Genomic DNA, 1,671 nt, shown 5'->3' with positions numbered 1-1,671 from the left:
GTTTTTGCCTTTCTCATCTTTAGTAATAACATGGTTTCCGGTATCTTCATCAGCCGAAAATCTGATCTCGCCCGCTGTTGCGCCGGCGCCGGCATTAATGAGCTTTACTTTGCTCTGCAAATAATTAAGCTCGATATTGCTGTTTAAAATATCAAAAGTTGCTTTAACAGGTTCAAGTGTAACACTATTAGCTTTGGCTATGCCGGAAGCCAACAGCGTATATGAACCTACATTCGCGCCAATGTCAAAAAAGATATCGTCCGGCTTTAAAAAATGAAGCAGAAAGGCCATATCATTAAATTCATGTAACCCCGTGTATATATTACCGGTAATACCGCTCAGCCCCTTGGTTGCATAAAACTTAACATCACCAACAAAAGGTTTTATAATGAACTTCGACCTTGAAAGCCTTGACTGTACCTGCCACCAGGCAAACCGCCATAAGGCTTTTGCCGGATGTTTTTTTCCCAAAGGATGCTTTAAAATAAAGCCGACAGTTCGTTTAATGGCGTTCATAAATAATTCTATCAAATAACCGGCACTGCGCCAGTGTCATTTCATGTGCCGAATATTTTTCGATGGCATCAGCATTATATTCAACAGTCTGGAAATTACCCTTAATTAATTGCTCAAAAAATATAAATAAGTTTTCGGAGGTAACGTCATCATAGTTGTAAACATGTTCTACACCGTACTGTTGCATAATAGGTATAGCAGAGCTTGCGGCATTAAATACGGCCAAAACAGGCCTTTTTGTGAGCAGGTACGGGAATATCTTTGATGCTGTGTATTTAGGATCATCTGACCCGGGGATAAAAAGCGCGTCGGCGTGTTGCAGTGTGAGCAAAGCTTGATAGTAGCTGATACGGTCGGTAATTTCAACAATATGTTCTTCCATATCATATTGTTTTGCCAGGGGAAGGATAGTAGCGATCCCCTGCCCGGAAGGGGCATAACTGGTACCGATGAAGTAGAGTTTGATTTTGTCAAACCGCTCTTTATTGGTATTCAATCCGGTTCTTAATGCGTCGAACACCGGGCTAATGGCCCTGTGAAGGTCCTTTCCGCCACGACCGATATATACCACATTGATAAAGCCGTCATTAAGCAACCCTGCAAAAAACTTTTGGTTAGTTTTAGCTATTTGCAGATCGGGTTCAAATGCCCCGAAGGTTATAGTAGCGGCCGGAACTTTTTGAATTACCGGGTAACGTAATTTGAGCTGATCAATGTAACCGGCAGATACACTGATAAGCCCGGACGCATTTTTTATGGCGATGGGCTCCAGGTATTTATTTAAATGGTAAACGAACCAATATTTTGGCGGCCGCTCGCTTTTAGGTTTGTTGATATAATAATCGGAATGCCAGGGATCCTGCATATCAATGACGTAGGGAACCCCAAATCGCTTTTTCCAGTATGCACCCAACGTACAAACCGGGAACTGTGTGGTTGAGAAATAAATAAGATCAAATTTGTTGTCCTTCAGCAGGCGGTTAACCGTTTTGCAGTAGTGCCATAACGAGCGGATGGCAATACTGCCCAAACCAACTTTTGAAGTGAGTGCCTTGCTGAGCGCTTTTACTTTGTGAACTTTAATGCCCGGAGGGATACTTTGCAACAACAATTCGTCTTTTGCCAGTTCGGCATACTGGGCATCAATGGTCACCA

Annotated in this window: 2 protein-coding genes; both read right to left on the bottom strand. The window is 42.6% G+C overall.

Features of this window, described 5'->3' with window-relative positions:
- On the bottom strand, window positions 1-471 hold a 471-nt coding region (locus VF500_RS12005; RefSeq protein ID WP_330859894.1), incomplete at its 3' end, for an FkbM family methyltransferase.
- A 31-nt stretch (window positions 472-502) separates the two neighbouring features.
- The coding region (locus VF500_RS12000; RefSeq protein ID WP_330859893.1) for a hypothetical protein at window positions 503-1,671 on the bottom strand (1,169 nt) is incomplete at its 5' end.

It is taken from the genome of Mucilaginibacter sp., from assembly GCF_036383575.1.
In the GTDB taxonomy this organism is placed as follows: Bacteria; Bacteroidota; Bacteroidia; order Sphingobacteriales; family Sphingobacteriaceae; genus Mucilaginibacter.
Note: the sequence above shows the minus strand (reverse complement) of the source record. Positions and strands in the feature narration are given on the sequence as shown.